General features: G+C 52.7%; 42 protein-coding genes. 2 read left to right on the forward strand and 40 right to left on the reverse strand.

Features of this window, described 5'->3' with window-relative positions:
* Positions 1 to 34: 34 nt before the first annotated feature.
* The 6 genes from terL to ACFPVS_RS09065 form a co-directional block, all read right to left on the reverse strand.
* Positions 35 to 1660, reverse strand: a complete 1626-nt coding sequence (gene terL, locus ACFPVS_RS09040; RefSeq protein ID WP_378595663.1) for a phage terminase large subunit — start codon at positions 1658 to 1660, stop codon at positions 35 to 37.
* Between the two features lie 113 nt (positions 1661 to 1773).
* Positions 1774 to 2289, reverse strand: a complete 516-nt coding sequence (locus ACFPVS_RS09045; RefSeq protein WP_378595664.1) for a DUF1804 family protein — start codon at positions 2287 to 2289, stop codon at positions 1774 to 1776.
* Between the two features lie 2 nt (positions 2290 to 2291).
* A complete protein-coding gene (locus tag ACFPVS_RS09050; RefSeq protein ID WP_378595665.1) occupies positions 2292 to 2507 on the reverse strand; it encodes a hypothetical protein in 216 nt (71 codons plus the stop codon).
* A 10-nt stretch (positions 2508 to 2517) separates the two neighbouring features.
* Positions 2518 to 2784, reverse strand: a complete 267-nt coding sequence (locus ACFPVS_RS09055; RefSeq protein ID WP_233572112.1) for a 6TM ABC transporter family protein — start codon at positions 2782 to 2784, stop codon at positions 2518 to 2520.
* Positions 2781 to 3122, reverse strand: coding sequence for a hypothetical protein (locus tag ACFPVS_RS09060; protein WP_123804360.1), 342 nt, complete (start codon positions 3120 to 3122; stop codon positions 2781 to 2783). The genes ACFPVS_RS09055 and ACFPVS_RS09060 overlap by 4 nt, the downstream gene beginning before the upstream one ends.
* Positions 3119 to 3268: a hypothetical protein gene (locus tag ACFPVS_RS09065; protein ID WP_233572111.1), complete on the reverse strand. Its 150-nt coding sequence runs from the start codon at positions 3266 to 3268 to the stop codon at positions 3119 to 3121. Before ACFPVS_RS09065 ends, ACFPVS_RS09060 begins: the two co-directional genes overlap by 4 nt.
* 80 nt (positions 3269 to 3348) lie before the next feature.
* On the opposite strand from ACFPVS_RS09065, the gene ACFPVS_RS09070 reads away from it, so the two are divergent.
* Complete coding sequence (locus ACFPVS_RS09070; protein WP_123804358.1) at positions 3349 to 3528, forward strand: YegP family protein; 180 nt, start codon at positions 3349 to 3351, stop codon at positions 3526 to 3528.
* A 58-nt stretch (positions 3529 to 3586) separates the two neighbouring features.
* On the opposite strand, the gene ACFPVS_RS09075 is transcribed toward ACFPVS_RS09070, so the two are convergent.
* From ACFPVS_RS09075 to ACFPVS_RS09240, 34 genes are all read right to left on the reverse strand, one after another.
* A complete protein-coding gene (locus ACFPVS_RS09075) occupies positions 3587 to 3874 on the reverse strand; it encodes a hypothetical protein (RefSeq protein ID WP_378595666.1) in 288 nt (95 codons plus the stop codon).
* Positions 3771 to 4178 (reverse strand): hypothetical protein, encoded by a 408-nt coding sequence (locus ACFPVS_RS09080; RefSeq protein WP_378595667.1) that lies wholly within the window; start codon positions 4176 to 4178, stop codon positions 3771 to 3773. Before ACFPVS_RS09080 ends, ACFPVS_RS09075 begins: the two co-directional genes overlap by 104 nt.
* The gene (locus tag ACFPVS_RS09085) at positions 4156 to 4386 is read right to left on the reverse strand and encodes a hypothetical protein (protein ID WP_378595668.1); all 231 of its coding nucleotides are present in this window, start codon (positions 4384 to 4386) and stop codon (positions 4156 to 4158) included. The genes ACFPVS_RS09080 and ACFPVS_RS09085 overlap by 23 nt, the downstream gene beginning before the upstream one ends.
* An 11-nt stretch (positions 4387 to 4397) precedes the next feature.
* Positions 4398 to 4583 carry a hypothetical protein gene (locus ACFPVS_RS09090; RefSeq protein ID WP_378595669.1) on the reverse strand — a complete coding sequence of 62 codons (186 nt, stop codon included), beginning with the start codon at positions 4581 to 4583 and terminating at the stop codon, positions 4398 to 4400.
* A gap of 3 nt (positions 4584 to 4586) precedes the next feature.
* A complete protein-coding gene (locus ACFPVS_RS09095) occupies positions 4587 to 4781 on the reverse strand; it encodes a hypothetical protein (protein WP_378595670.1) in 195 nt (64 codons plus the stop codon).
* Positions 4778 to 5323 (reverse strand): N-acetylmuramoyl-L-alanine amidase, encoded by a 546-nt coding sequence (locus ACFPVS_RS09100; protein ID WP_378595671.1) that lies wholly within the window; start codon positions 5321 to 5323, stop codon positions 4778 to 4780. Before ACFPVS_RS09100 ends, ACFPVS_RS09095 begins: the two co-directional genes overlap by 4 nt.
* Before the next feature lie 152 nt (positions 5324 to 5475).
* Positions 5476 to 5988 (reverse strand): Mor transcription activator family protein, encoded by a 513-nt coding sequence (locus ACFPVS_RS09105; RefSeq protein WP_378595672.1) that lies wholly within the window; start codon positions 5986 to 5988, stop codon positions 5476 to 5478.
* On the reverse strand, positions 5985 to 6389 hold the full coding sequence (locus ACFPVS_RS09110) for a gp16 family protein (RefSeq protein WP_378595699.1): 405 nt from the start codon (positions 6387 to 6389) through the stop codon (positions 5985 to 5987). Before ACFPVS_RS09110 ends, ACFPVS_RS09105 begins: the two co-directional genes overlap by 4 nt.
* Positions 6390 to 6572: 183 nt before the next feature.
* Positions 6573 to 7043 carry a DUF2335 domain-containing protein gene (locus ACFPVS_RS09115; protein ID WP_123804350.1) on the reverse strand — a complete coding sequence of 157 codons (471 nt, stop codon included), beginning with the start codon at positions 7041 to 7043 and terminating at the stop codon, positions 6573 to 6575.
* Positions 7040 to 7231 (reverse strand): hypothetical protein, encoded by a 192-nt coding sequence (locus tag ACFPVS_RS09120; RefSeq protein WP_378595673.1) that lies wholly within the window; start codon positions 7229 to 7231, stop codon positions 7040 to 7042. The genes ACFPVS_RS09115 and ACFPVS_RS09120 overlap by 4 nt, the downstream gene beginning before the upstream one ends.
* A 263-nt stretch (positions 7232 to 7494) precedes the next feature.
* Positions 7495 to 7659: a DNA polymerase III gene (locus ACFPVS_RS09125; RefSeq protein ID WP_378595674.1), complete on the reverse strand. Its 165-nt coding sequence runs from the start codon at positions 7657 to 7659 to the stop codon at positions 7495 to 7497.
* A 3-nt stretch (positions 7660 to 7662) separates the two neighbouring features.
* Positions 7663 to 8319: an antA/AntB antirepressor family protein gene (locus ACFPVS_RS09130; protein ID WP_378595675.1), complete on the reverse strand. Its 657-nt coding sequence runs from the start codon at positions 8317 to 8319 to the stop codon at positions 7663 to 7665.
* A gap of 289 nt (positions 8320 to 8608) precedes the next feature.
* Positions 8609 to 8806, reverse strand: a complete 198-nt coding sequence (locus ACFPVS_RS09135; RefSeq protein WP_378595676.1) for a hypothetical protein — start codon at positions 8804 to 8806, stop codon at positions 8609 to 8611.
* 194 nt (positions 8807 to 9000) lie between these two features.
* Positions 9001 to 9888: a recombination-associated protein RdgC gene (locus ACFPVS_RS09140; protein WP_378595677.1), complete on the reverse strand. Its 888-nt coding sequence runs from the start codon at positions 9886 to 9888 to the stop codon at positions 9001 to 9003.
* Between the two features lie 44 nt (positions 9889 to 9932).
* Positions 9933 to 10133 carry a hypothetical protein gene (locus ACFPVS_RS09145; RefSeq protein WP_378595678.1) on the reverse strand — a complete coding sequence of 67 codons (201 nt, stop codon included), beginning with the start codon at positions 10131 to 10133 and terminating at the stop codon, positions 9933 to 9935.
* Entirely contained in the window at positions 10134 to 10655 is a 522-nt protein-coding gene (locus tag ACFPVS_RS09150) for a host-nuclease inhibitor Gam family protein (protein WP_378595679.1), read from the reverse strand.
* Positions 10648 to 10794, reverse strand: coding sequence for a hypothetical protein (locus ACFPVS_RS09155; protein ID WP_378595680.1), 147 nt, complete (start codon positions 10792 to 10794; stop codon positions 10648 to 10650). Before ACFPVS_RS09155 ends, ACFPVS_RS09150 begins: the two co-directional genes overlap by 8 nt.
* On the reverse strand, positions 10791 to 11192 hold the full coding sequence (locus tag ACFPVS_RS09160; RefSeq protein ID WP_378595681.1) for a hypothetical protein: 402 nt from the start codon (positions 11190 to 11192) through the stop codon (positions 10791 to 10793). Before ACFPVS_RS09160 ends, ACFPVS_RS09155 begins: the two co-directional genes overlap by 4 nt.
* Complete coding sequence (locus ACFPVS_RS09165; RefSeq protein ID WP_378595682.1) at positions 11189 to 11674, reverse strand: hypothetical protein; 486 nt, start codon at positions 11672 to 11674, stop codon at positions 11189 to 11191. Before ACFPVS_RS09165 ends, ACFPVS_RS09160 begins: the two co-directional genes overlap by 4 nt.
* The gene (locus ACFPVS_RS09170; RefSeq protein WP_378595683.1) at positions 11671 to 11847 is read right to left on the reverse strand and encodes a hypothetical protein; all 177 of its coding nucleotides are present in this window, start codon (positions 11845 to 11847) and stop codon (positions 11671 to 11673) included. The genes ACFPVS_RS09165 and ACFPVS_RS09170 overlap by 4 nt, the downstream gene beginning before the upstream one ends.
* Positions 11847 to 12158 (reverse strand): hypothetical protein, encoded by a 312-nt coding sequence (locus ACFPVS_RS09175; RefSeq protein ID WP_378595684.1) that lies wholly within the window; start codon positions 12156 to 12158, stop codon positions 11847 to 11849. The genes ACFPVS_RS09170 and ACFPVS_RS09175 overlap by 1 nt, the downstream gene beginning before the upstream one ends.
* On the reverse strand, positions 12158 to 12322 hold the full coding sequence (locus tag ACFPVS_RS09180) for a hypothetical protein (protein ID WP_378595685.1): 165 nt from the start codon (positions 12320 to 12322) through the stop codon (positions 12158 to 12160). Before ACFPVS_RS09180 ends, ACFPVS_RS09175 begins: the two co-directional genes overlap by 1 nt.
* Positions 12319 to 12996 (reverse strand): DUF7168 domain-containing protein, encoded by a 678-nt coding sequence (locus tag ACFPVS_RS09185; RefSeq protein ID WP_378595686.1) that lies wholly within the window; start codon positions 12994 to 12996, stop codon positions 12319 to 12321. The genes ACFPVS_RS09180 and ACFPVS_RS09185 overlap by 4 nt, the downstream gene beginning before the upstream one ends.
* A gap of 188 nt (positions 12997 to 13184) precedes the next feature.
* Positions 13185 to 13346: a hypothetical protein gene (locus tag ACFPVS_RS09190; RefSeq protein ID WP_378595687.1), complete on the reverse strand. Its 162-nt coding sequence runs from the start codon at positions 13344 to 13346 to the stop codon at positions 13185 to 13187.
* A complete protein-coding gene (locus ACFPVS_RS09195) occupies positions 13343 to 13465 on the reverse strand; it encodes a hypothetical protein (RefSeq protein WP_378595688.1) in 123 nt (40 codons plus the stop codon). Before ACFPVS_RS09195 ends, ACFPVS_RS09190 begins: the two co-directional genes overlap by 4 nt.
* Entirely contained in the window at positions 13458 to 13679 is a 222-nt protein-coding gene (locus ACFPVS_RS09200; protein ID WP_378595689.1) for a hypothetical protein, read from the reverse strand. Before ACFPVS_RS09200 ends, ACFPVS_RS09195 begins: the two co-directional genes overlap by 8 nt.
* Positions 13676 to 13855 (reverse strand): hypothetical protein, encoded by a 180-nt coding sequence (locus tag ACFPVS_RS09205; RefSeq protein ID WP_378595690.1) that lies wholly within the window; start codon positions 13853 to 13855, stop codon positions 13676 to 13678. The genes ACFPVS_RS09200 and ACFPVS_RS09205 overlap by 4 nt, the downstream gene beginning before the upstream one ends.
* 70 nt (positions 13856 to 13925) lie before the next feature.
* Positions 13926 to 14255, reverse strand: a complete 330-nt coding sequence (locus ACFPVS_RS09210; protein WP_378595691.1) for an XRE family transcriptional regulator — start codon at positions 14253 to 14255, stop codon at positions 13926 to 13928.
* Complete coding sequence (locus tag ACFPVS_RS09215) at positions 14248 to 14817, reverse strand: hypothetical protein (RefSeq protein ID WP_378595692.1); 570 nt, start codon at positions 14815 to 14817, stop codon at positions 14248 to 14250. Before ACFPVS_RS09215 ends, ACFPVS_RS09210 begins: the two co-directional genes overlap by 8 nt.
* Positions 14814 to 15533, reverse strand: a complete 720-nt coding sequence (locus ACFPVS_RS09220; protein ID WP_378595693.1) for an AAA family ATPase — start codon at positions 15531 to 15533, stop codon at positions 14814 to 14816. The genes ACFPVS_RS09215 and ACFPVS_RS09220 overlap by 4 nt, the downstream gene beginning before the upstream one ends.
* 11 nt (positions 15534 to 15544) lie before the next feature.
* Positions 15545 to 15697 carry a hypothetical protein gene (locus ACFPVS_RS09225; RefSeq protein ID WP_378595694.1) on the reverse strand — a complete coding sequence of 51 codons (153 nt, stop codon included), beginning with the start codon at positions 15695 to 15697 and terminating at the stop codon, positions 15545 to 15547.
* Between the two features lie 29 nt (positions 15698 to 15726).
* Positions 15727 to 17859, reverse strand: coding sequence for a Mu transposase C-terminal domain-containing protein (locus ACFPVS_RS09230; RefSeq protein ID WP_378595695.1), 2133 nt, complete (start codon positions 17857 to 17859; stop codon positions 15727 to 15729).
* The gene (locus ACFPVS_RS09235; RefSeq protein WP_378595696.1) at positions 17856 to 18119 is read right to left on the reverse strand and encodes a helix-turn-helix domain-containing protein; all 264 of its coding nucleotides are present in this window, start codon (positions 18117 to 18119) and stop codon (positions 17856 to 17858) included. Before ACFPVS_RS09235 ends, ACFPVS_RS09230 begins: the two co-directional genes overlap by 4 nt.
* Positions 18103 to 18249 carry a hypothetical protein gene (locus tag ACFPVS_RS09240; RefSeq protein WP_378595697.1) on the reverse strand — a complete coding sequence of 49 codons (147 nt, stop codon included), beginning with the start codon at positions 18247 to 18249 and terminating at the stop codon, positions 18103 to 18105. The genes ACFPVS_RS09235 and ACFPVS_RS09240 overlap by 17 nt, the downstream gene beginning before the upstream one ends.
* A 573-nt stretch (positions 18250 to 18822) precedes the next feature.
* Between ACFPVS_RS09240 and ACFPVS_RS09245 the strand changes: the two genes are divergently transcribed.
* The gene (locus tag ACFPVS_RS09245; protein ID WP_378595698.1) at positions 18823 to 19425 is read left to right on the forward strand and encodes a S24 family peptidase; all 603 of its coding nucleotides are present in this window, start codon (positions 18823 to 18825) and stop codon (positions 19423 to 19425) included.
* Positions 19426 to 19613: the final 188 nt, after the last annotated feature.

Genomic DNA, 19613 nt, shown 5'->3' on the forward strand with positions numbered 1-19613 from the left:
GTCTAAAGGCCGTCTGAAATTCAGACGGCCTTGTTTACATCGTCAAATCCGGCAGCGGGATATTGATTGCCCGCGCCTGAGCCGATGACGCGCCCGTGGTCGCCGCCATCCAAAGCATATGCAGCGCATCGGGGCCGTCGTCGTGGTCAGCTTTTGGGAAGTGGCGCAGCTGGTTAAGCAGCTCGGTATGCTCCTGCTTAAACTTAATCAGGCCGTTGGCAATGTGCGGCTGCAAACTCTCAATACGCAACATCTTGTCGGTGGACGGCTTGACCGCGCGCGCCGGCACCGGATTGCCCCGCGCCGCGCTGCGCTTGACCAGTTCCGTTTTTAAAAACTCCTGAAACTGCACCGTCTCCACCGCCCAGACTTGGCACTTACGCTTGGCTTGCAGCGCAATCACGTCTTCGATAATCAAATCCGGTACGCGCCGCTTGATTTGCGCGTCCACGACATACAGGATGCCGGTAGATTTTTGGTAGGCACCCACCAAAATCGCGCTCGGGTCGCGTCCTGCTCCGGCCTTGCCCAGAGACGGGTCAAGCGCGCCGTACATCACCACATCGCGCGGCAGATCGGAATCGGTGTAGATACAGCCGTCCAACACTTTCGCAAACGGCGCGTCATCGCCTGATACAGGGTCGTTTTGATATTCGGAGTCAAAAGCCGCATGGCCGACGCGGGCGCGGATTTTCATCAGCTCCAATACAGGCCGCTGCTGCCACGACACTTCCGCGCCTTTGTCCATTCCGGTTTTGTTTGCCTGATAAAACGCATCGGCCATCGCTGCGCCGGCATTGCCGTTGTTGCGCAAAATACTTTCCCATTCGTCCCACAAATCCATGCGGTCAGGCCAGCGTTTCAGCGCTTTAAACTTGCGCGAGTGCCACATCGGATTGTTAAACGTACGGTTCAGCACGCTGTCGTAATGCAGCACCGTTCCGATATAAATCACATCGTACTTAGACCCCGCCGCGCCCAAGGGCAGAATGGTTTTATTGACCCAATCCATCAGCTTGTCGCGCTGGTCGGGGTTGCGCACCTGCTCGTCGTTCTCAATGTCGTCGAGTACGCACAAATCGGGTCGGTAAGGGCCGTGGCGCAGGCCGCGTAATTTTTTTCCGGAGCCCGCCACTTGGATTTTGACATCGTTGGCCGTGACCGCCGTACCCGCCTGCCACACGCGCCCCTGACCGCAGGCATCGGGGAAATCGGTTTTTAAGCGCGGGTTAAATTCCAGCTCCGCTTTAATCGCTTCTAACATCGGGTATGCCTGGTCGATACTGTCCATCACAATAACGACGTAATGCTTTTGTTCCGTTACAATGCAATACAGCGTAAACAACTGTGTCACCAGCGTGGATTTCGCCTCACCGCGCGCCGCGCCCGCCGCTTCGGCGCAGGCCTCAGGGTTTTGCAGTATGGCCGGCAGCAAACCGAACATGTACTCATGAAATTCCGACTTGGTTTTTGAGCGGACATAGTGCGGAAAGTAGGTATTGACGAAATATTCGTAACCGCCGACAGGGTCGAACACCTTCGCCCGACGCTCGGCGGATGCCTTGGGCGACGTGGTGAAGCCTTCCACCTCCGCTTCAATCACGCGGCGGTACTGGTTGGCCATCGCCGCAAGATTTTTCAGAAACTCTTTATTTTTCATACACGGGTTTCCCAAAGTTTCAGCAGAACCTGATAATCCTGCCATGCGCGGTAATCTGCTGCGGATTGGTTTTTTTCGATTTGGCTTTTGCACCAGTCAATCGGATTCATTTTTCAGACGGCCTTTCCGAATTTCTTTTCAACTTCCGCCCCGAACGGCTCCAATACCTCGACAAACGCGCCCAAATGCTTAGTATGCTTCTCCTGCACAAAGGCCATCAGAAATTCAATCAGTTCCAACGCCGTTGCCAGCTTCGATGTTTCCGGCATCACGCGCGCATTGGCGGCCACGGTCTTGGTAAACGCATCGGCCAAGCTGGCCAGCATTTTGGCGCGTTCAGACGGCGTTAAATCTTCCACCGACGTATCCTGCAACATCGTCATCGTGCTGTTGTACTGCACCATAAAGCCCGCCAGCATCGCGCGGCTCAAATCTTCGATGCCGCCGCCTGCCAGCGTGTAGGCGGCGCGCATTTTGTCCCAGTCGTCGCCTTTTTCCTTGTCGGCACGCTTCCACGCGCGGGCGGTGGCTTGCGGGATTTCGCACATCATCGCCGCCGTTTCCAGCGTCTGCGCACCCGACACATAAAGCTGGCGCAGACGTTCGCGTTTTTCCTGCGGATGCGCCATGATTAAAATCCCATCTTGGCTTTAATCAGCTGCCAGCCCACCGACACAATGCCGCCGCCGACCGCGCCGGATACGCCGCCGACCACCGCTGCCGTGCGTTTGGTGTCCTTGTGGATTTCAGCAATTTCGGCTTTCATTACCTTTTGGTTCTGCAGGGTTTCGTCGGTCTTGGCTTCGATGCGCGCCAAGGCTGCTAAAATCGGGTCTCGGTTTTCCATAGTGTGTTCTCTATTTGTCGGCCTTGCGGTCGATTTTTTCATCTAACTTGTCAATTTTTGCTTCCAGCCGGTTTAGGCCGGCCATCACGTTTTGCTGATTGGCCGCCGCCTCCTGCTTGGTCGAGTAGGCCAGCTTCACATCGTGGATTTCACGCTGCAAGGCGGCGCGCTCTTTTTCGGCTTCTTTCAGACGGCCTGACAGCGTATTGACCCACAGCCAAAACGCCGCCGTGCCGATACCCCAAAGTGTCTTAAAGGCAAATTCCCAATCCATCATTGCGGCACATCCCCAAAAACAATGCGGCAGCCGTACCCGTCGGGTCGCACGCTGTCCACTTCAATCACATCGCCGTAGCGGTGGACGGGGTAGATTGCCGCCACCGTCTGCCACAACGCACGGATTTGCGTTTCAAAGCCGCCGCCGTCCCACTCAACCGCAAAAGTCACGTTAAACGCCGAATCCATGCGCACGCGGTATGTCCAACCACCTTTGTCCAGCAGCCGTGATACGTTGAGGATAAAGCCTTCCTGCTCGCGCGCACGGCCTAAACCCAGCTCGGTATCGGCATGGCGGCAGGCCAAGACGCGCTGTACCAATTCGCGGTAGGTGGTCATTTTTTGCTGCCCGTCAAATTTTTAAACCATTTCAGCACTTTTCTTACTAAGGTTACATTTACAGGCGTGTGAATTTTTGCTAAAACTTCACCGTCATATTTTGCATTGTCACAGGCGGCACGGAATTTGGCTTTTGCTTCTTCCACGCTGTCTGCCCAAATGCTGAGTGACCAGGACTTGCCGTCAAAACGGTAAGAAAACGTATACTCTTTCATAAGGAAATCCTATGTATTTTGAAATTTACAAAGATGTGGCAGGCCAATTCCGCTGGCGTTTAAGAACAGCTAACCATGAAATCATTGCACAAGGCGAAGGCTACACCAGCAAGCAAAACTGCCAAAACGCTATTAATTTAGTGAAAGGTACCAATTCCTTTACATCTGTAAAAGATTTGACCTTGATTTAAACTTTTCTCCACGGACAGCCCGCCAACAGCGGGCTTTTTAATTGCACGAAGACGTGTTCTAAAAGCCACTAGCCCAATCGCGCCAGCCTTGGTTTTGCGCTTCCAGCTTTTGCACATAACTGCCAAATCGGACGGCGTGATGCAAAAGGTCTTCCGGCTTGCCCGATTCGGGCGGCTCGGGGCGTAACGGCGTGTCCAGCAGCGCGGCAGGCACGGGCGGCATCACCGGCTTTCCGATGGTTTTAATCGGCGTAGCCGAGGGCTTGGAGGTAGAGCCGCAGGCCGTCAGCACCAAGGCCGTCAATACAGCGGCCGCCGTTTGCGCTTTTGTCTTTTTCGATGACATTTTTAATTTCCTTCTCCAACGCAGCCGCGCGACGGTCGAGTTCGCGGTTGGCTTGCGCCAGTTTCGCGCTTTCAGATTGGGCAAAGTCTTGCCATTTTTTCTGTTCGGTCAGGGCTTTTTCCAGCTCCGCCGAGTAAATCTGCTCGGCTTGCAAGCGGCTTTCAGCGGCTTCAGCCTTGATTTGCCCAATCACTACTTGCTGACGCTTAAAGGCCGTCTGAAAACCGCCCACCCACACGGCACACAGCAGCAATACCGCCGCCAGCGCGGGCAAACCGTACTTAATCAGCTTCGCTTGCAGCATTTTCAGCCTCCTGCCGTTTCACGCTCACATACGAGCGGGCGACGGCATAGCCGCCGACCACGCCCAAATACACCGCCCAGATTTCAGACGGCGCATCCGGTGCGGCGACAAATTTATAAGTTGCGGCGGCGCAGGCTACGTTTGCCCACAATTTGGAATGTGATACTTTGCCTGTTGCGGGGTTTTTGATGATGTCTAACAGTCCCATTTCAGACGGCCTTATAAGGGATAACGGGTTTTAAACACTTCGCGCACCTCAAACAGACGATTGCCGATTTCAAAATGACCGGTGCGGTCAATTCTTTTCAAGATGTTTTTACACAACACCGCAAATACGACAGCAGCAAAAAAATAACCCGTCACGAGAGATGACAGCACACAAATCAATATCGTTTGCACATCCATTTTTTAACCCTTGTTTTTACGTTTACGCGCCGCGCGTTTGGCGGCGGCCACGCCTGATTTGCCGCGGCGCAGGCTCGGATGTTGCCGCACCTGATACACCGGAGCAGGGGCAAACTTAAATTCCGGCATTGGCGGCGCACTTAAACGCCCCATATCGGCCAACGCACCCAATGCCAAAGCAATCAATCCTCTTTTCATACGCGTGCCGCTCCCACTTCCATCGCAATCGCCGTCGCAATCGCACGGCAAATCACCCATTTTTTAGCCTTAAACAAGGCCAAATCCGCGTCGTTTGAGATAAAAAACGGCTCAAACACAATTCCGCCGTGTTGTGCATACGCCAAACGGCTGTGCTGCCCCGCGTTATCGGGTTTAAATCCCTGATCGCCGCGCAACTTCCAGCCGGTTACATTGGCAACCGCCTGACACAATGCCTGCGCAACGCGCTTGTTTTTAGGCGTGGTCAAGGCTTCAATACCCGTCGCCGATTTCGCGGCAGCCGCGTTGGTGTGAAACTCCACCGCCACCGCCGCGCCTTTAATCAACGTCAAGGCTTTGGCCAACGGCAGATTGCCTTTGCCCTCGCCGTCGGTACGCACGGTCAGGCCGTACTCGCCGCGTAAAATATGCGCCACAATATTGCGCATATCCTGCGCCAAATCCGCCTCACGGTCGCTGCCGTTGACCGCGCCCGGGTCGCGGTTGCTGTGCCCTGCGGTCAGACAAATAATCTTGCTCATAAAGCCCCTTTAAAATCAAAACAAAGTTTTTCAGTAGGCTTTGATTGTGCCGTTCAGACCGCATGGCCGTGTCCCGCAAAGCTGCACCAGCCGCCCCACGGGCACGGCCAAAATAAAAAAAGCCCCGCAAAAGCGGGGTAAATGATGGCAGGTCATGCAACACATCTAGGCGGAGAAAATCCGAATAATTGGCCTTGGGCAGTTTTGGCGCGGGCGGTTTCGGCAATCCGGTCGGTGTCTTTCAAGATATAGCGCACTTGGCGGATGGCCAGATGGTGCGCCAAGGCCAAATCACGCACGGCCACGGTATCGGACACGCCGTTTTTACCGCCCGTCATCTCGTCATATTGGCGGCGCATAAAGCGGTTGCGCAGCTCGATCATCGCCCCCCAGCAGCGCGGAATATGAAAATATGGCGCATCGCCATAAGCGGTCTCGATTTTGCACGCAATTTCTTCGCCCACCTCATCCGCCAAAGCCGCATGCAACGCCTGACTGGCCTTGCTGTTTCGCTTGCGGTTCGACACCGGGAAATTGGTGCCGCCGAAATTACGCACCAAATGCAAAGCCGCCTTTACCCCTGCCACCGTAATCAGCGACACCACGCTTTCCGGCAGCAGGTGGCGGATTTCGTCAAAATCTTTCTCGGTCATTTCCCAATTCATGATTGCTCCTTTTTTGCTTTACGGTTGGCCACAATCTGCAACGCCGCCACCAGTTTGTGCATATTGCCGTCTGAAAGCCATTCCACACGGTCAACCTTAAACATCTTTTTCGCTGTGCCGTGCGCATAATTCCACGGCCAGCCGTTGTCCAGCAGCAACGCTTCAATCTTGCGCATCATCGGATCGGCAGAATCACGGCGGTTCGGACGGCGGCCTGCGCCGTTTTTGGGCTTAAACCCGTGCCGGCGCATATCCTCTGCCACGCGCTCCAGTTCGGGGATACTGCACTCCGTGCAAGACGTTTTGCCCGTTACCCGTACCAACACCGCGCGGTAGGTCGGGTCATCCAAACCCAGCTCCTTTTGTGCGATTTTGATTTTGGCAATCAGGCTGCGGCGCAGATTCTGCGTGCTGTTCATGATAAATCCATAAATACAATATGTTGTGTATTTTAATGTATTTTATGCATAAAATCTACCATATATTGATTTAAGTCGATGTTTTTTTGCAAAAGGCAGGCATACAAAAAGGCCGTCTGAAACAGCGTTGATACTGTTTTCAGACGGCCTTTAAACATTCCTGTCTTATTCTTTGCTCTGGCTTCGCCCGGCGATAAATGCCAAAACCACCGTGGCCAGCGATGCTCCCATCAACAACGCGCCCGCTGTGGGCGATCCGCTGTAAATCAAATAAACGGAAATGGCGGCAAAAACAATAACCGAAAAACAGGCGAACCATTGCCCGCGTTTTTTAATGGCTTGCTCCTGTTTCAGATAAGAAAACCGCTCTTGCTGCTCTTTTTCCTCCATTTGCAAGCGTGCAGACTGTTCTTTTTCCGCCATCTGCATAATCCGCTCGGCACCGTTAGGGATGATGCTGCCGTATCTTGCCATATCGTCGGGGTCGGGCAGCGGCCCCATATGGTGGCGGGCAATAATCTGCTGAATCAGGCGCGGGCGGTCTTCTATTTTTTCTAAAAGCTCCTGCTCTTCTTCCGGAAAAGCCAAACCGCCCGTATCTGCCGAGCGGTTTTTTAATTCGTTTTCGTTGTTCATCGTGCCGTGCTTGTCTTTTTGACTGCTTTTCTGAAATCGCTGCCTATATTCTGCCAATCGCCTGCCAGCGCTTGGCGGTCATTCCTGTGTTTGGTTTTCACCGGAATGTCGGCAGATGCCGCAATCAGGCCGAAAGACGAAACGAATCCGGCCAGCAGCGCTTTTTCCGGTCTGGTAATATTCATCATGCTTCCCTCTATTGCCTGTTAATTGTTAATAACGATGTTAATCACGTCACAATTCTAATACAATCTGAAAAACATGGCGAATATTGGCCGTAACACCCAATCGGTAGCAGATGCCAAAAACACAATATCTTGTGTATATTTTAAAATTTGAAGAAAAAAACCTGCATATTTAGTTATTGTAAAAATTTCACATCTGTCATTTAAAGGCCGTCTGAAACAGCGTCGATACTGTTTCAGACGGCCTTTAAATCATCTGCGAATAATCACGCTTCCAGCGACTGCGCGTATTCCGACAGGCAGAGCAGCAGGCAGCCCAGTTGTTCGGTTTCCGAAGACTTCATCTCGCCGATTTGCAGCAGGGCGGTGCCTAAAAATGCCAAGCCGTGTGCAACGCTGTTGCGTTTGATTTCGAGTTGTTCGGTATTCATGGCTTAGCCCTCCAAGCTCAAAGACTGTTGCGCAGCAAGAAACTCGGCGTTTTGGCGGCGGCGCAGGTTGCCCAAGCGTCCGCAGGCAGACAGGTACGGGTCCGGTTGGTAGTCGGTCAGGCCGCAGGCGGCCAATCGGGCAAGGTTTCGGCGCACGGTGCGGGCGGAACGCTTGGTCAGGGTGCGCATCTCCGCCATATCCAAGCCGACGTTGTGATAAAAGGCGATGCGTACAAACTGCGGGGCAACGCGGGCAAGCTCGGTTTTAAGGGCTTGGTTTTGCGATTCGAGCAGGGCAACGTATTCACGGTTTACGCCCTGCTTGGCGACCCGCTCCATTTCGATAAAGTAACGGCGGGCTTGACGGCCAATCTCGGATTTCTCAACCATGCACAATTCTTTGGCCATATCGAGCGTCAAAAAATAATCTGTTCTGTTTTCGCCGCCGAAGCTAAGTCCTTGATTTTTGCCGCTCCCCAAAACGGGGGAGCGGGAGAAATCGACATTTTCGGCAAAGCCGTATTTGCTGATGCGGCCTTTTATCCAAGTTGTAAAATCGCGTCCGACGCGCAAAAATTCATGCAGTTGGCGCGCATCGACAAGCGGCTGGGTTTGGCCGTCGATTTGGCCGGATATGGTGGGGATTAATTGAGAGTTCATTTCTTTGTTCCTTTTTCAGAGGGATATTTGATGATTGCCCGAAACGGGCGGCCAAGTGCTGAAAACCGTACAAAGAAACGGCGGAGTTATTTCCCTTGCGGGTATTGTATTCCTCGCACACTCGGCCATAAGGCGGTGATTCGGGCGGCCTGAACAGGCCGTCTGAAATGATAGGCATAAAAAAGCCGCGCTATCGGGGCGTTATGTCCGTCTTTGTATTCAAGGTGTTTTCAGCACCTTTTTTTACAATACGGCATTTTCATAAAATTTGCAACAGCTTTTGCACCGATTATTCAAAAATCCAACCGTCAATCTCGGCCACCATCAGCAGCGCGCCTTGATAGCGCGTGTCCGTGCCGGTGTCGTAGTCGGTGTGGCAGCAAGCCTCTATCGCGTAGTAGTGGGCTTGGTTGGTCTTGAGATAATCAGGCTCGCGCCCGTGTTGGTCGATGTATGCCGCATACGCGGCGGCCAGTTGTTTTTCCATTTTTAAACCCTGTTTGAAAAGGGCTTAATTGTAACTTAAAAAACCAAACTGAAGCGGGCTGGGTTGCAACCCGCTTGGATTTGGGATTTCAGTTTAAAGATTTCGTTGGGTCTTGACCCAACCTACATGCTGAAACAGTATTCAAACTGTTTTCAGACGGCCTTTAAACCAGCCTTAAAAGTCCCAACCCTCCATCATTCCTGCCATCCTCCCAGCAGCTCCACCAGCTCAGCCAGCAGCTCACTCAACGCGGCAGACATCAGTAGCTGCGCGGCGTAGGTAAGACTTTTGGCACCATCGCTGCGGCCTTCAGCTTCCTCCTGCACCACATCCAGCCACTGAATGCGCTTCATCGTAAAATCCTGTGTCAGGATAAAGGCCACGCGTTCGTGCCACACCAAACCCAGCTCGGATACCGTCATGCCGTTTTTGGCGTGATGTACCACATCGTCGTCGGTCAGGTCTTTACGGCTGATTTTGACCTTAGGGGCAACGTCGCCGCCGCCCACAAGGGTTACATCGCTGTCCAACTCAAAACGGCCTTGCGCTTCGCCGCGCAGCAGCCAGTCGGTCATCAGTGATGACGGCGATTGGCGGGTTACGGGCATTTGCGCAGGCAGGCCACCGAGGGCTTCGCGCAGCTTGGTGAGCAGGTTTTCCGCCTTGCGGCGGCTGGCCGTATCCACCCACAACCAGCCTGCGGCCATCAGGCCTTTTGTGCGGCTGCTTTTAGTCAGGGCCTTGGGCAGCAGGTCATCGATAATCGCTTGGCGCAGTTCCTGCTTCTCTACACGGCCAACATTGCGGCCTTCGGCTGTTTGGATTTTGGCGACTTTTTCGTCCAGCTTATTTTTAATCACCGCATTCGGCAGTACTTTTTCTTCGCGTTTCAAACTGACAAGCATGGCCTTTTGTGCTTCATACACGGCGAGGTCGGTAAATGCGTTCGGGTGGGTAAAGCCTTCGCCGAACCAGTCCGAACCCTGCGGCTCGGTAAACCAATGCGTGCCGAGTGCTTCGTCCAGTTGGCGCGCTTCGGGCATTTCCGGCAGCCGGAAGGGGGTTAATTGTTTAAACCACATGATTTTTTCCTTTTTAAAAATGGCGGGCTGTTGCCCGCTATGAATCAATTTGCTTTGTTTGCTTTATTCGCTTTTTTGGCTGCCTCAAACTCAATCGCATCCATCAGCTTTTTGATGTTATAGGCCGTCATCTGAGCCATTGTGATCTGGCCGTTCGGCTCAAGGTCGCCGTCATAACTGATGGTTACGCCGCGCAGGCCGTTTATCGGCATCTCGTCTTGTATCGTGATGATGATTTTTGCCATTTAACCCAGTTCCTGTTCGCTCGGTTCAATCACAAAATCCTCCACGCCGCTCACAATCTTAATCCCCGGAACTTGACCGTCTGCAAAACGCTCTTTTTGGTTCAGGATCGCGTCTTTGTCGATTTCCTTCTTCGTGCGCACAAACTCGGCAAAGGCGGATTTTTCGGAGAGCCACGCCAATACGGCGGCCACGCCGGTTACTTTGACCGACGGCGGGCGGATGCGCCATTTAATCAGACCGGTGGTAAAGTCGACGGTTTTGGTTTTGCCGTTGTCGGTCAGCTCGTCTTTGTGTGCTTCGCAGTAGGCGGCCACACGCTCGGTCAGGCTCGTGATTTCGGCACACAGCGGTGCGGCAAGCGCGGCATACTCTTCTTCGATGGCGGCTTTCTTGTCGCCGGCTTCGGTTTCCAGCCGCTTGACTTCGCGATGTAAATCGCCGATTTTTCGGATAAACGTGGTGACTTCTGCTTTGTCTTGCGCCGCTGCGATGGCGGGCTGTTTGATTCGGTTTTTAGTCATTTGCCTTGTCCTCCAGTTTGTTAAGTAATTGATAGACTTCGCTTGCGTCAAAGCCTTGTGTTTCGGCAAAACTGATAAAAGCGTCCCAGTCCTGCTCCAAATAATCATTCAGCAGGCTGTATTCGTATTGTTCAATCATGATGTTTTCCTTTCGGTTGGGTTGGTTTTGCCGTTTAAGATGGCTTTAACGGCGCTTTGAATCTGTTTTAAAGCCGCTTGGCCTCGGGCTTTTTCTTCGGCTGTCGGGTTATAGCGGTGTGTCAGCTTCATCGTCTCGGGCGGTGGCGGCAGCACGTCCAAAAAGTCGCGCGGGCTCGGCCAGCGGTTGGTTTCCGCCGCCAGTACCATAAAGGCCGTCTGAAAGCGTTTTAAATCGCGCGTCTCGTCCCACTCTCGTCCGTGTGCCAGTACGCGGCTCCATGTCTGCGCGGTGGCCGCCACGGTGTCGGCGGCGGGCGACCCGGTCAGGCGCAGGGTCAGCAGCATGGTCAGGCCGTCGATCATGGTGTTGTGCAGTTGGGTAGGCAGTTCTTTCATCTTTTCAATCCTTGCAGCTCGGCGGCTGCGGTTAGGGTTTGGCTGGGTTTTGCAGGTGTTGCGGCTCGGGTCGGTCTGCTTACCTGATTCCCTGTTGCGGTGGGCTGGCAAGCCCACCCTACAAGGATTTCATACAGATAACCGTGCGATTTCAGCGGTGTTTTCAGACGGCCTGCTTCGCGTGCCGCCAAGACTTCGTGCAGGGCATAGAGCCATGCCTCCATCGGTGCGGCATAGGCCGTGCCGTCGCGTTCGATGGTGGCCGTCTGAATCTGCGGCAGCAGCTCTTTGAGCAGTTTGGCGGTGCGCCCCCAGCTCAGTTGAGACTTTTCGGGGCGGAACAACCCGATATACCGTATCGCCGCCTTGCCGATGTCGGCATCCAGTTCCAGCAGCATTTTCAATACTTCGGCCGCCTCGGCATCGCTGATTAAACTGTCCAAGCTGTGTACCGCGCCGCAGTTGGGGCAGCGGCAAATCATGATTCCCCCCAATGCCAATCCAGTTCGCCGAAAAATGTTTCTGCCGCCCATCCGCCTTTTTCTGCGTCGGTCATACTGTCCCAGTTGTCTGGGGCATCCGCCTTAAACAAAACACGGCTGTCGCACTCATCGCACAAGCCCGGGCAGGTCACGGCAAATTCGATTTGTTTCATCACGCCTCCTTTGCCATCAGGGCTTTTAACTCAGGCGAAAATGCCAAAATGTAGGAATCTTGGTCGATAATCTTGTTTTTTGGCGAAAGCAGGGTTTCCAGCGCCGTCATCAGCCATCCCAAATTGCAGTTTTCGTAGGCTTCAATCACGGCATCCAGCACGGCGGCCTTGTCTTTATCTTCCAACCACTCGTAATCGCCGTCTTCGCCAGCCGGTTTTAAGGGGTTGAGTTCGCAGCTCACGTTATCGAGCATGCGGATCAGATCCCACGCGGCTGCCAAATCTTGTTTTTCAGGTTTTGCGATGTTCATCACGCTTCCTCCCACAACATAATCGCTCTTTCCAAAGTGGCCGCTTCCGCCGTTTTCATCACGCCGTTTTGCCGCGCCACCACCACAAAATTACCGCCGTCGCTCTTACTGATAACCAGCTCGCCGCGGTCTTCGAGCCATTCGATAAGGTCTTTCGGGTTCATGCTTGCGCTCCAATCATTTTTTGCTCTTCGCCACCGTTCATGGCGTGATACAGTTCGATTTCCTTGCCGTCTTGCATGCCGCTGTATTCGGCATCATCGCCGATATTTCTGAGCGTCGGTGGCGCGGAGATGGTTCTGGGCTTGACCATTTCGATGTTTAAAACATCTTTTGCATACCGCTCCATCATTTGCTCCTGCCCTTCGGGAAATGCAAACATTTGTACGGCACGCTTTGCTCCGGTCAGCCAGCCGTCGCAGTATCGGTTGGCCAGATATTCGCGGCGGCTTGGGATTACGTTCGGACACTCGCGCAAATATTTTCGCCGTGCAGCGGTAATCTGCCGCCAAACCACATAAAAGGCATAAGCAGCGACTTGCGGCCGGTTGCCAAAACCGTAAAAGTGCATGTAATTACCCTGTTTGTAGCTTCCGCAGCCGAATACATCGGCAACCAAATTGGCAACGTCCCATTGCCATTTAGCCAGTTTCAACGCCACTTTTCTGCCTGACATTTCCTCTGAAATTTCCGACAAACCTATCTCGATCTCGGTCAATTCAAATTTTTTCATCAGGGCCTGCGCCTGCTTCAACGCCTGCGCCGCCTCATGCTCATTGGCCGATTTACTCAAGGCCAAACACTTTTTGATTTTGTCTAAGGCTTTTTCCTTATCCATTTTTAAAATCCTTTTAAATCAATACCTTGTAATTTTCACAAGGCAAAAAATATATAGCCGTATCAACAGTTTGCCGTTTTAATTGTCGTCGTAGCCGTCGCCGATCATCCGCAGCAGCGCAATCCGCGCCAAAAACTCCAGCAGCAAGACCAACCCGGTTAATACCGCCAGCCCGATTGCAATCCACATCATTTTTTCCGCTCATTCTTCAGCAACTCTTCCGTTTCCCGCATCATCCGCGCCTGATATTCTTCCGCCGTTTCCTGCTTTTTCCGCGCCTGCCGTGCCCAAACGCGGCGGCGGTGTTGGCCGTAAGCCTGCCAATCCTGATTACGTCTGCCGAAACTCATTTGCGCCATCCTTTCTCTATCGCCTTATCCCCGTAGCGGCGTTTGATGTCCGCCACCGCCTGTTTCAATGCCAGCTCACGCGCCTTGCGTGTCGGGCGTTTGGCCTGTTTTTTACTCATAGACCACCCCATCCATCTTGCTTTCCGTGCTCATACTCTCGTACTCCGCTTCGATTTTCATGATTTCCGCTTGCGCCGCCATCTCCGCGGCACGCTGCAAATCGGGTGTCTCTGCCCAGGCTTCTTCGGTACATGAGTGCAACAAGACTCCGGCCAACAGCATGACCGTAGCGCTCACCATGCCCGCCATCAGATGTTTTACATACTCAATCATTTTTTTCCTTTCTTTGGACCTTTGACAACAACATCGCCATTCCTATTTTTTGCAACTAAAATTTCCATCCCCCCGTCTTCATTGCCCGGATATCCAATCAGGCAAAAGAAACGGTTTTCAAATTCAAACAGGCCGTTCCGGATGGTTCTTTTTTCCCAATTCAATTTCTTGCTCATTTTCTAATTCCTTTAAAATCAATAAGTTATTTAAAATCCAAGTTAAAAAATATATAGCCGTGTCAAGGGCTTACTTATTTCCCGGACGCTTCGAACAATTCAGGCAGGCGCGCCAATGCGCCATTTTTGCCGGATTGTGGGTAGGGGCGGCGGCGTGCGCATAATCCCGGCAATCGTTTAAGGTAATGGTTGTTTCCAAATGCGGGCAGCCGACTTTAAAATACACACCCTTGACTTTTTGCGCGATTCGGGCAGGGTTGCCGTTGTATTTGCCGTTTAGCACCAGATTTATTGACGTGCCGCTATACCCCAGTTTTTCCGCCACCGCCGCCTGGCTGCTCTTTCCGGTTTCCGCCTTCAACACCGCAAACCATTCTTCTTTCATATAATCTTTATTCATAATCAGGTACTTCTCTTAAAATAATTTCGTCTAAATTCGGATCGTAAAGCTCGTGCACTTCTACCATCTGCGGTGCTTTCGCCCCCGTGTTTTTGACCAGCGTAAATTTTTTAAACCGCGGGCTGCCGGTATTGGTCAGGTATCCGGCGCATTCCAGCGCTGCGGTGTAGCGGTTGGCCATATTCCGGGTCAGGCGGTGGGTCATGTTGACATGGGAGACCAGCGTATCAATGTCAAAATGCCGCAGGATTTTCATTGTCCTCCACATCGCTTCTATCACCGTACCGTTGCACATGCTGCCGTCCGCCCTGAGGCGCGGGGCTTCCGCGCCCGTATCGCGTTCCAGCCGGTAGCCCAAACGGCGGGAAAAACGGAATCCTTGCTGTATCCCGATATAGCCGCCGTTGAACAGGCATCGCAGATAGGCATACACCGCCGAATAATTAGATCCGGTTGCCGCCGAAATTTCGTCCACCGTCTGAAAACGCTCGCGGTTGTTGCGCAACAGATCCCAAACATCCTGTCGTAGGTTGCGCGGCTTGGTCAGTTCCTTCACGCTCATACTTTTACCCCGCGTTTCGGTGCTTCGCCTTTATACAGCTCCGCTTTGGCGATGTCGCCCAAACCCAACTCGCTCATGCCTTTTTCGGCGGCAAACGCAGCCAAATTGACCAAGTTCACCGTTACCCGGCGCACCGAGCCGTGGGCGATTTCCACCAAATGTTTCAGCAAATCCGACGACACCGAGACTTTCGGCGCATATACCGCCGCCAGTTCCGCCGCATCATCCAAGCTCACCGGTTGCGCCGGCACCCAAGCCAGCACGCGGCCGTGGAAACGCTCGTATTTTTTCAGCTTGGTGGGCAGCATTTCTTCGCCGACCAACATCACGGGGGCTTGGCTGCCCTCGTAAATATCGCGTACCAGCTCCACCATGCCTGCTTTGGTAACTAAATAATCCGCCTCGTCGATAATCAAAGGCCGCTGGCTCGCGGCCAACTGTTCGCAGATAATGTCCAGACAGGCCGCGGTGGTTTTGGCGGCAGGTACGCCCATTTCAAAACAGATTTTTTCCAGCAGCGTTTTTTTGCTCCACGCGCTTCTCACCTGTACATAATAAGCGCGCGTCTGATTGGCCACCGCCACCGTCGCCGTTGTCTTGCCGTATCCGCTCGGACCGTACAACACGCCCAAACCCGGCAGGCCGTCTTGTCGGGCAACCAACCGCTGCATCGCAATCGCAGCCAAAGATAAATTATTGATGTTTGCAATTTTCATGATGTTGTTTCCTAAATAATTTTAAAAATATCTGCCACTACTGCGGCCAATCCCAACAATACCGTTACGGCAAACACCGCCATCCAAGGCCATGCGCGGTGACGCTTGGCCGGGCGGATGTTTTTGACCGTGATGCCGTTTTGTTCCAACTCATACCAATCCATTTTTGATACTCCTTTAAACATAAGTTAAATCAACCGTAAGCCCGTGCCATCTGTTCCATCAGTTCCACGCGGCCGCTGGCTTTGTACCAATCCAGCCATTTCGCCTGCGCTTCGCTTAGTCCCGTTTCCGGCAGGGCGGCAAGTAAGCGGTATTCCGCATACTGCGCCTTCGGATTCATCGCATCGGGTGCTTCCCAAACCGTGGCCGTCTGAAACGGCTCGGTCTTGATTTCCTTAAATACCGCATCCACCGTTTCCGGCTCTTCGCGGCGCGGCAGCTTGTCTGCCTCTGTTTTCAAGCGGTTCATATCCAGCACCAAGCCGCCGATGTTTACGCTGTCTTGGTGTTCGATTACCGCCTGCCTGCGTTCCGCCAACACGTTTTGACGTTTCTGCTCCACGCGTTTCAAAGCCGCATCGTTGCGCTTGTCCAAGGCCTGCTCAATCACGCTTTCCGGCATATAGGATGTCGAGTTGCCGTGCCATTCCGCCCTGCAAATCAAGCGGCCTTCGTCGTCATACACCCACACCCGTTGCGCGTCCTGCACGTCGTAGCCGACCCTGAGCGTTTCGCCGTTGAATTCCTCCAATAAATTCGAGAAATAAACATTGTTAAACAGGCTGATTTCGCCGCGTCGCACCGTCCGCATAATCTGCGGGCGGAACAGCCAGCCTTCATCGCCTTGCTCAACCTTCGGCGGTTCGCCGAATTCCTTTACCTTCAACGCCCACATTTCGTTCGGCGTCATATGGCGTTTCTTGCCGTCGGCATCGGTAAATTTCAGCAGGCTGCGGTGCGGCTTATTGTTGTAGGCTTCGATTTCCGCCTCAATAAAGGCCTTAAACTCGTCCCACGTCTGAATCGGGCTGCTCACAATCTTGCCTTGCAGCCTGATTTCCTTGCGTGTCCAATGAAACATCGCCTTGCGCGCTTCCGCGTCCATATCCTTGCCCACATACGTCGCCAGCTTTTTCGCCGCGCGGGTGAAAATATGGTGGCTGCGTTCCGACGCGCCCTTAGCTTGAGAGTTGTAGGCTCGAGAATGCTTCATCGTCATGCCCAGTCTTCCCATCAAACCCGTTGCCTCATCGGTCATCATCAGGTTTTCAAAACCCTTGCCCCAGTCCACATACCACACCGCACCGATGGCCGTGCGGCTTGCATGGCACAAGGCTTCCAGCACCGTAAAGCGGCTTTCCGCCAGCCCCACGCTCCAACCCATACACCGCCGCGTTGCCACATCCACCACCGTAGTGATTTCAGGGCGGAACGGCTTGCCGCTCAACGGATTCAACACCTCCGCATCAAACGTATGGCCGTCGGCCGTGTAAATCGCCGCAGGCGGCAGGTGCAAAAACTCACGCCGCGTAAACGGCAAATCGTTTTTCAGCTCGCGCGGCCCTTTACGGCCTTCCTGCAAAGCCACCTTGCCCACTTTGCCCAATGCCCGCCGCACCGCATGAATGCTCGGCACTTTCGCCAACGGGTTTTCAGCCGCCAGTGCAACCAGAAAAGCCTCATAAGCCATCGGCACCGAAGGCTTGGTGGGCTGCCGGTAAAACTTCAAAAACAGCGGCAGCCAGGCCGGCATCGCCATATCCGCCTGCACCGCTTTCGGTGCCAGCGCATGGCGGTCGCGCCGCTCAAACCAGCGTTTGATGGTGCGGCTGCTCGGCAGGCCGCCAGAGCCGCCACGCCCGTCGGTGGCCAAAGCAAACATCTTGGCCAGATGCTCGTAACCGGGCAGCTTCGCCTGCGTCAGCAGCGTGGTCATCGCCGCTTCTTTGCTCACATCCGATTCCGCCATCAGCCGCTCCACCGCATTCAACACCGCCATCCGCGCCCCTTCGCAGTCGCGCTGCGCTTGGGTGCTGGCAAACGCCGTATCGGCCACCGCAGGCAGCGCCGGTTTGGCAGCCACCGGCAGCGGTGCAGGCGCGGTTTCGGCCAGCAGCTTTTCCGTTGCCTTCGCCTTGATTTGCGCCATCACCTCGGCAGGCGGGGCATACTCGCGGCGCAGGCCGTTTTTACCGCCTTTGCAATTAACTTCAACGAAAGGCCATTTTTCTTTTTTGGCTTTATACGATAACCCTTGCACAGTATGGGATAAGCCCTCAAGCCTCATCGAAGCTAACTCTGCAAGAGAATATATTTCTTTCATGCTGGCTCCTTATATAAGTGAGCATATCGGGGTCGGATACGCTTTCCATCCTTAGTCCACCGCTCTGGCCATAATTCGTGTAGTGATTTATTCAAAATTTTGGCAATCGCTTTTTCTCCTGCTGCTGATGGTTTGCTTAAAGCCTGTCGGACAGTCGCTGCTCCGATTCCTGCTTCCTTGGCTACGTCGTCCAAGGAGTAACCTTTCATTCTTAAATGTGCTCGAATCAGTTCAGGGTGCATATCAGACCCCCATCGCATTCAGTTTTTGCAGCAGGGCTTCAACCTGCTTTTTCTGAATGTCTATTCCGGACAACAAAATATCGCTGCGCTCCAGCATTTCCTCATTTCGGCGTTCTGCCAGTTTCTGCTTCAAGTCCAAATCATCCATTTCCAACCTCCTTGAATAAAAAAATCAAAACCGTTTAATCGGCCGTCCGAATCTTCAGACGGCCTGTTAAACGGCCTTCTCATAAAAAACCGTTTGTAGCGTTTATTTGACGTTTTTCCAAGTTGTTAAAGAGCATTGAAAAATCAGCTATAATGTTTTAAAGCTGTTGTTTCGTCGTTTCTAAACATTATAGCTTTAAAAAGATTATTTTCAAGCTAAAAAGATATTGGTTTGGGCTTAATTTTAATAACGATTTGAATTTATTAAATATTATTTAATATTTCTGTTGTTTCTTTTTAAAGCTATTTCTTTAAAGCTGGTTGGATTAGCTTTAAAAAGGAATTAAACATGAAAACTTTCAAAAGAAGCGTTGCAGAAATATGCGACATCGCACAAACTGCTAAATCAAATGGGATTCAGCTATCCTTCCCGGCAACTCCAGCCGGTATTGGGTATCGTGCAAAAGAAGAAAATTGGGAATATTCGGAAATTCCAACAAAAGGCGGGAAAGGTGGATATAAAAAAATCTACACAATTCCAACATATATTATTGATGAACTTAAAGAAAAAGGCTTGCTACACCTGATTGAAGAGGGTGCGGAGTTGCCGTACGAAGAAAAAAACAGGCCGTCTGAAACGCCTGTTTATAAAGAAAATCCCGTGTTTGCCGCCGAACCTTTGCCCTCGGGCATGGAAAACTTGGTCAAAAGCTATGGCGCATGGGCAACCGCCCAAGACACCGGCGGCATCGTGCCGGTGCGCTACCATGTCAATGTGTACGGCAGTGCGGGTAACGGAGCAATCGCGTGGAATGCCGAAGAGGCTGAAGCCATGTGGTTCAGAGCTTCGTTTTTCAAACACTTGGGCGTAAACCCCAACCGCTGCTTCTGTACCCGCGTTAAAGGCGACAGCATGTTCCCAACCCTTATCGACCTCGGCACCGTGCTATGGTACGCCACCGCACGCTACACGGAGGAAGGTATCTACCTGTTCCGCCAATACGACGAAATCCGCATCAAACGCCTGCAACGCCTGAATGCACACACCTTCAACATCATCAGCGACAACCCGAACAAAGGCATCTACCCCACAACCGAGCTTGATTTAACCCAAATCGAACCGCACGATTTTGAGATATTGGGACGCTATCTGTGGAGCTGCGGTATCTCAAAATAAAAACCGCTAACTTTCTGCTCATTCCTATGACAAAAAACGCGCGAAAATGTCAGAAATCTGCTCATTTTCGCGCGTTTTTTCGCATTTCTGTTTTCTACTCAAATTTCCCCTTATTTTTTGTTTTATTTGGATTTTTTTCCGTTTATGGTATTTATTGTCCCATGACAAAACTAACACCACCCCACAGC

It is taken from the genome of Neisseria weixii (assembly GCF_042658245.1).
Classification (GTDB): Bacteria; Pseudomonadota; Gammaproteobacteria; order Burkholderiales; family Neisseriaceae; genus Neisseria; species Neisseria weixii.

Coding starts and splice junctions, on each gene's coding strand:
- terL (WP_378595663.1), bottom strand. CDS start 1,660: ATGAAAAATAAAGAGTTTCTGAAAAATCTTGCGGCGATGGCCAACCAG.
- ACFPVS_RS09045 (WP_378595664.1), bottom strand. CDS start 2,289: ATGGCGCATCCGCAGGAAAAACGCGAACGTCTGCGCCAGCTTTATGTG.
- ACFPVS_RS09050 (WP_378595665.1), bottom strand. CDS start 2,507: ATGGAAAACCGAGACCCGATTTTAGCAGCCTTGGCGCGCATCGAAGCC.
- ACFPVS_RS09055 (WP_233572112.1), bottom strand. CDS start 2,784: ATGATGGATTGGGAATTTGCCTTTAAGACACTTTGGGGTATCGGCACG.
- ACFPVS_RS09060 (WP_123804360.1), bottom strand. CDS start 3,122: ATGACCACCTACCGCGAATTGGTACAGCGCGTCTTGGCCTGCCGCCAT.
- ACFPVS_RS09070 (WP_123804358.1), top strand. CDS start 3,349: ATGTATTTTGAAATTTACAAAGATGTGGCAGGCCAATTCCGCTGGCGT.
- ACFPVS_RS09075 (WP_378595666.1), bottom strand. CDS start 3,874: ATGTCATCGAAAAAGACAAAAGCGCAAACGGCGGCCGCTGTATTGACG.
- ACFPVS_RS09080 (WP_378595667.1), bottom strand. CDS start 4,178: ATGCTGCAAGCGAAGCTGATTAAGTACGGTTTGCCCGCGCTGGCGGCG.
- ACFPVS_RS09085 (WP_378595668.1), bottom strand. CDS start 4,386: ATGGGACTGTTAGACATCATCAAAAACCCCGCAACAGGCAAAGTATCA.
- ACFPVS_RS09090 (WP_378595669.1), bottom strand. CDS start 4,583: ATGGATGTGCAAACGATATTGATTTGTGTGCTGTCATCTCTCGTGACG.
- ACFPVS_RS09095 (WP_378595670.1), bottom strand. CDS start 4,781: ATGAAAAGAGGATTGATTGCTTTGGCATTGGGTGCGTTGGCCGATATG.
- ACFPVS_RS09100 (WP_378595671.1), bottom strand. CDS start 5,323: ATGAGCAAGATTATTTGTCTGACCGCAGGGCACAGCAACCGCGACCCG.
- ACFPVS_RS09105 (WP_378595672.1), bottom strand. CDS start 5,988: ATGAATTGGGAAATGACCGAGAAAGATTTTGACGAAATCCGCCACCTG.
- ACFPVS_RS09115 (WP_123804350.1), bottom strand. CDS start 7,043: ATGAACAACGAAAACGAATTAAAAAACCGCTCGGCAGATACGGGCGGT.
- ACFPVS_RS09120 (WP_378595673.1), bottom strand. CDS start 7,231: ATGATGAATATTACCAGACCGGAAAAAGCGCTGCTGGCCGGATTCGTT.
- ACFPVS_RS09125 (WP_378595674.1), bottom strand. CDS start 7,659: ATGAATACCGAACAACTCGAAATCAAACGCAACAGCGTTGCACACGGC.
- ACFPVS_RS09130 (WP_378595675.1), bottom strand. CDS start 8,319: ATGAACTCTCAATTAATCCCCACCATATCCGGCCAAATCGACGGCCAA.
- ACFPVS_RS09135 (WP_378595676.1), bottom strand. CDS start 8,806: ATGGAAAAACAACTGGCCGCCGCGTATGCGGCATACATCGACCAACAC.
- ACFPVS_RS09140 (WP_378595677.1), bottom strand. CDS start 9,888: ATGTGGTTTAAACAATTAACCCCCTTCCGGCTGCCGGAAATGCCCGAA.
- ACFPVS_RS09145 (WP_378595678.1), bottom strand. CDS start 10,133: ATGGCAAAAATCATCATCACGATACAAGACGAGATGCCGATAAACGGC.
- ACFPVS_RS09150 (WP_378595679.1), bottom strand. CDS start 10,655: ATGACTAAAAACCGAATCAAACAGCCCGCCATCGCAGCGGCGCAAGAC.
- ACFPVS_RS09155 (WP_378595680.1), bottom strand. CDS start 10,794: ATGATTGAACAATACGAATACAGCCTGCTGAATGATTATTTGGAGCAG.
- ACFPVS_RS09160 (WP_378595681.1), bottom strand. CDS start 11,192: ATGAAAGAACTGCCTACCCAACTGCACAACACCATGATCGACGGCCTG.
- ACFPVS_RS09165 (WP_378595682.1), bottom strand. CDS start 11,674: ATGATTTGCCGCTGCCCCAACTGCGGCGCGGTACACAGCTTGGACAGT.
- ACFPVS_RS09170 (WP_378595683.1), bottom strand. CDS start 11,847: ATGAAACAAATCGAATTTGCCGTGACCTGCCCGGGCTTGTGCGATGAG.
- ACFPVS_RS09175 (WP_378595684.1), bottom strand. CDS start 12,158: ATGAACATCGCAAAACCTGAAAAACAAGATTTGGCAGCCGCGTGGGAT.
- ACFPVS_RS09180 (WP_378595685.1), bottom strand. CDS start 12,322: ATGAACCCGAAAGACCTTATCGAATGGCTCGAAGACCGCGGCGAGCTG.
- ACFPVS_RS09185 (WP_378595686.1), bottom strand. CDS start 12,996: ATGGATAAGGAAAAAGCCTTAGACAAAATCAAAAAGTGTTTGGCCTTG.
- ACFPVS_RS09190 (WP_378595687.1), bottom strand. CDS start 13,346: ATGAGTTTCGGCAGACGTAATCAGGATTGGCAGGCTTACGGCCAACAC.
- ACFPVS_RS09195 (WP_378595688.1), bottom strand. CDS start 13,465: ATGAGTAAAAAACAGGCCAAACGCCCGACACGCAAGGCGCGTGAGCTG.
- ACFPVS_RS09200 (WP_378595689.1), bottom strand. CDS start 13,679: ATGATTGAGTATGTAAAACATCTGATGGCGGGCATGGTGAGCGCTACG.
- ACFPVS_RS09205 (WP_378595690.1), bottom strand. CDS start 13,855: ATGAGCAAGAAATTGAATTGGGAAAAAAGAACCATCCGGAACGGCCTG.
- ACFPVS_RS09210 (WP_378595691.1), bottom strand. CDS start 14,255: ATGAATAAAGATTATATGAAAGAAGAATGGTTTGCGGTGTTGAAGGCG.
- ACFPVS_RS09215 (WP_378595692.1), bottom strand. CDS start 14,817: ATGAGCGTGAAGGAACTGACCAAGCCGCGCAACCTACGACAGGATGTT.
- ACFPVS_RS09220 (WP_378595693.1), bottom strand. CDS start 15,533: ATGAAAATTGCAAACATCAATAATTTATCTTTGGCTGCGATTGCGATG.
- ACFPVS_RS09225 (WP_378595694.1), bottom strand. CDS start 15,697: ATGGATTGGTATGAGTTGGAACAAAACGGCATCACGGTCAAAAACATC.
- ACFPVS_RS09230 (WP_378595695.1), bottom strand. CDS start 17,859: ATGAAAGAAATATATTCTCTTGCAGAGTTAGCTTCGATGAGGCTTGAG.
- ACFPVS_RS09235 (WP_378595696.1), bottom strand. CDS start 18,119: ATGCGATGGGGGTCTGATATGCACCCTGAACTGATTCGAGCACATTTA.
- ACFPVS_RS09240 (WP_378595697.1), bottom strand. CDS start 18,249: ATGGATGATTTGGACTTGAAGCAGAAACTGGCAGAACGCCGAAATGAG.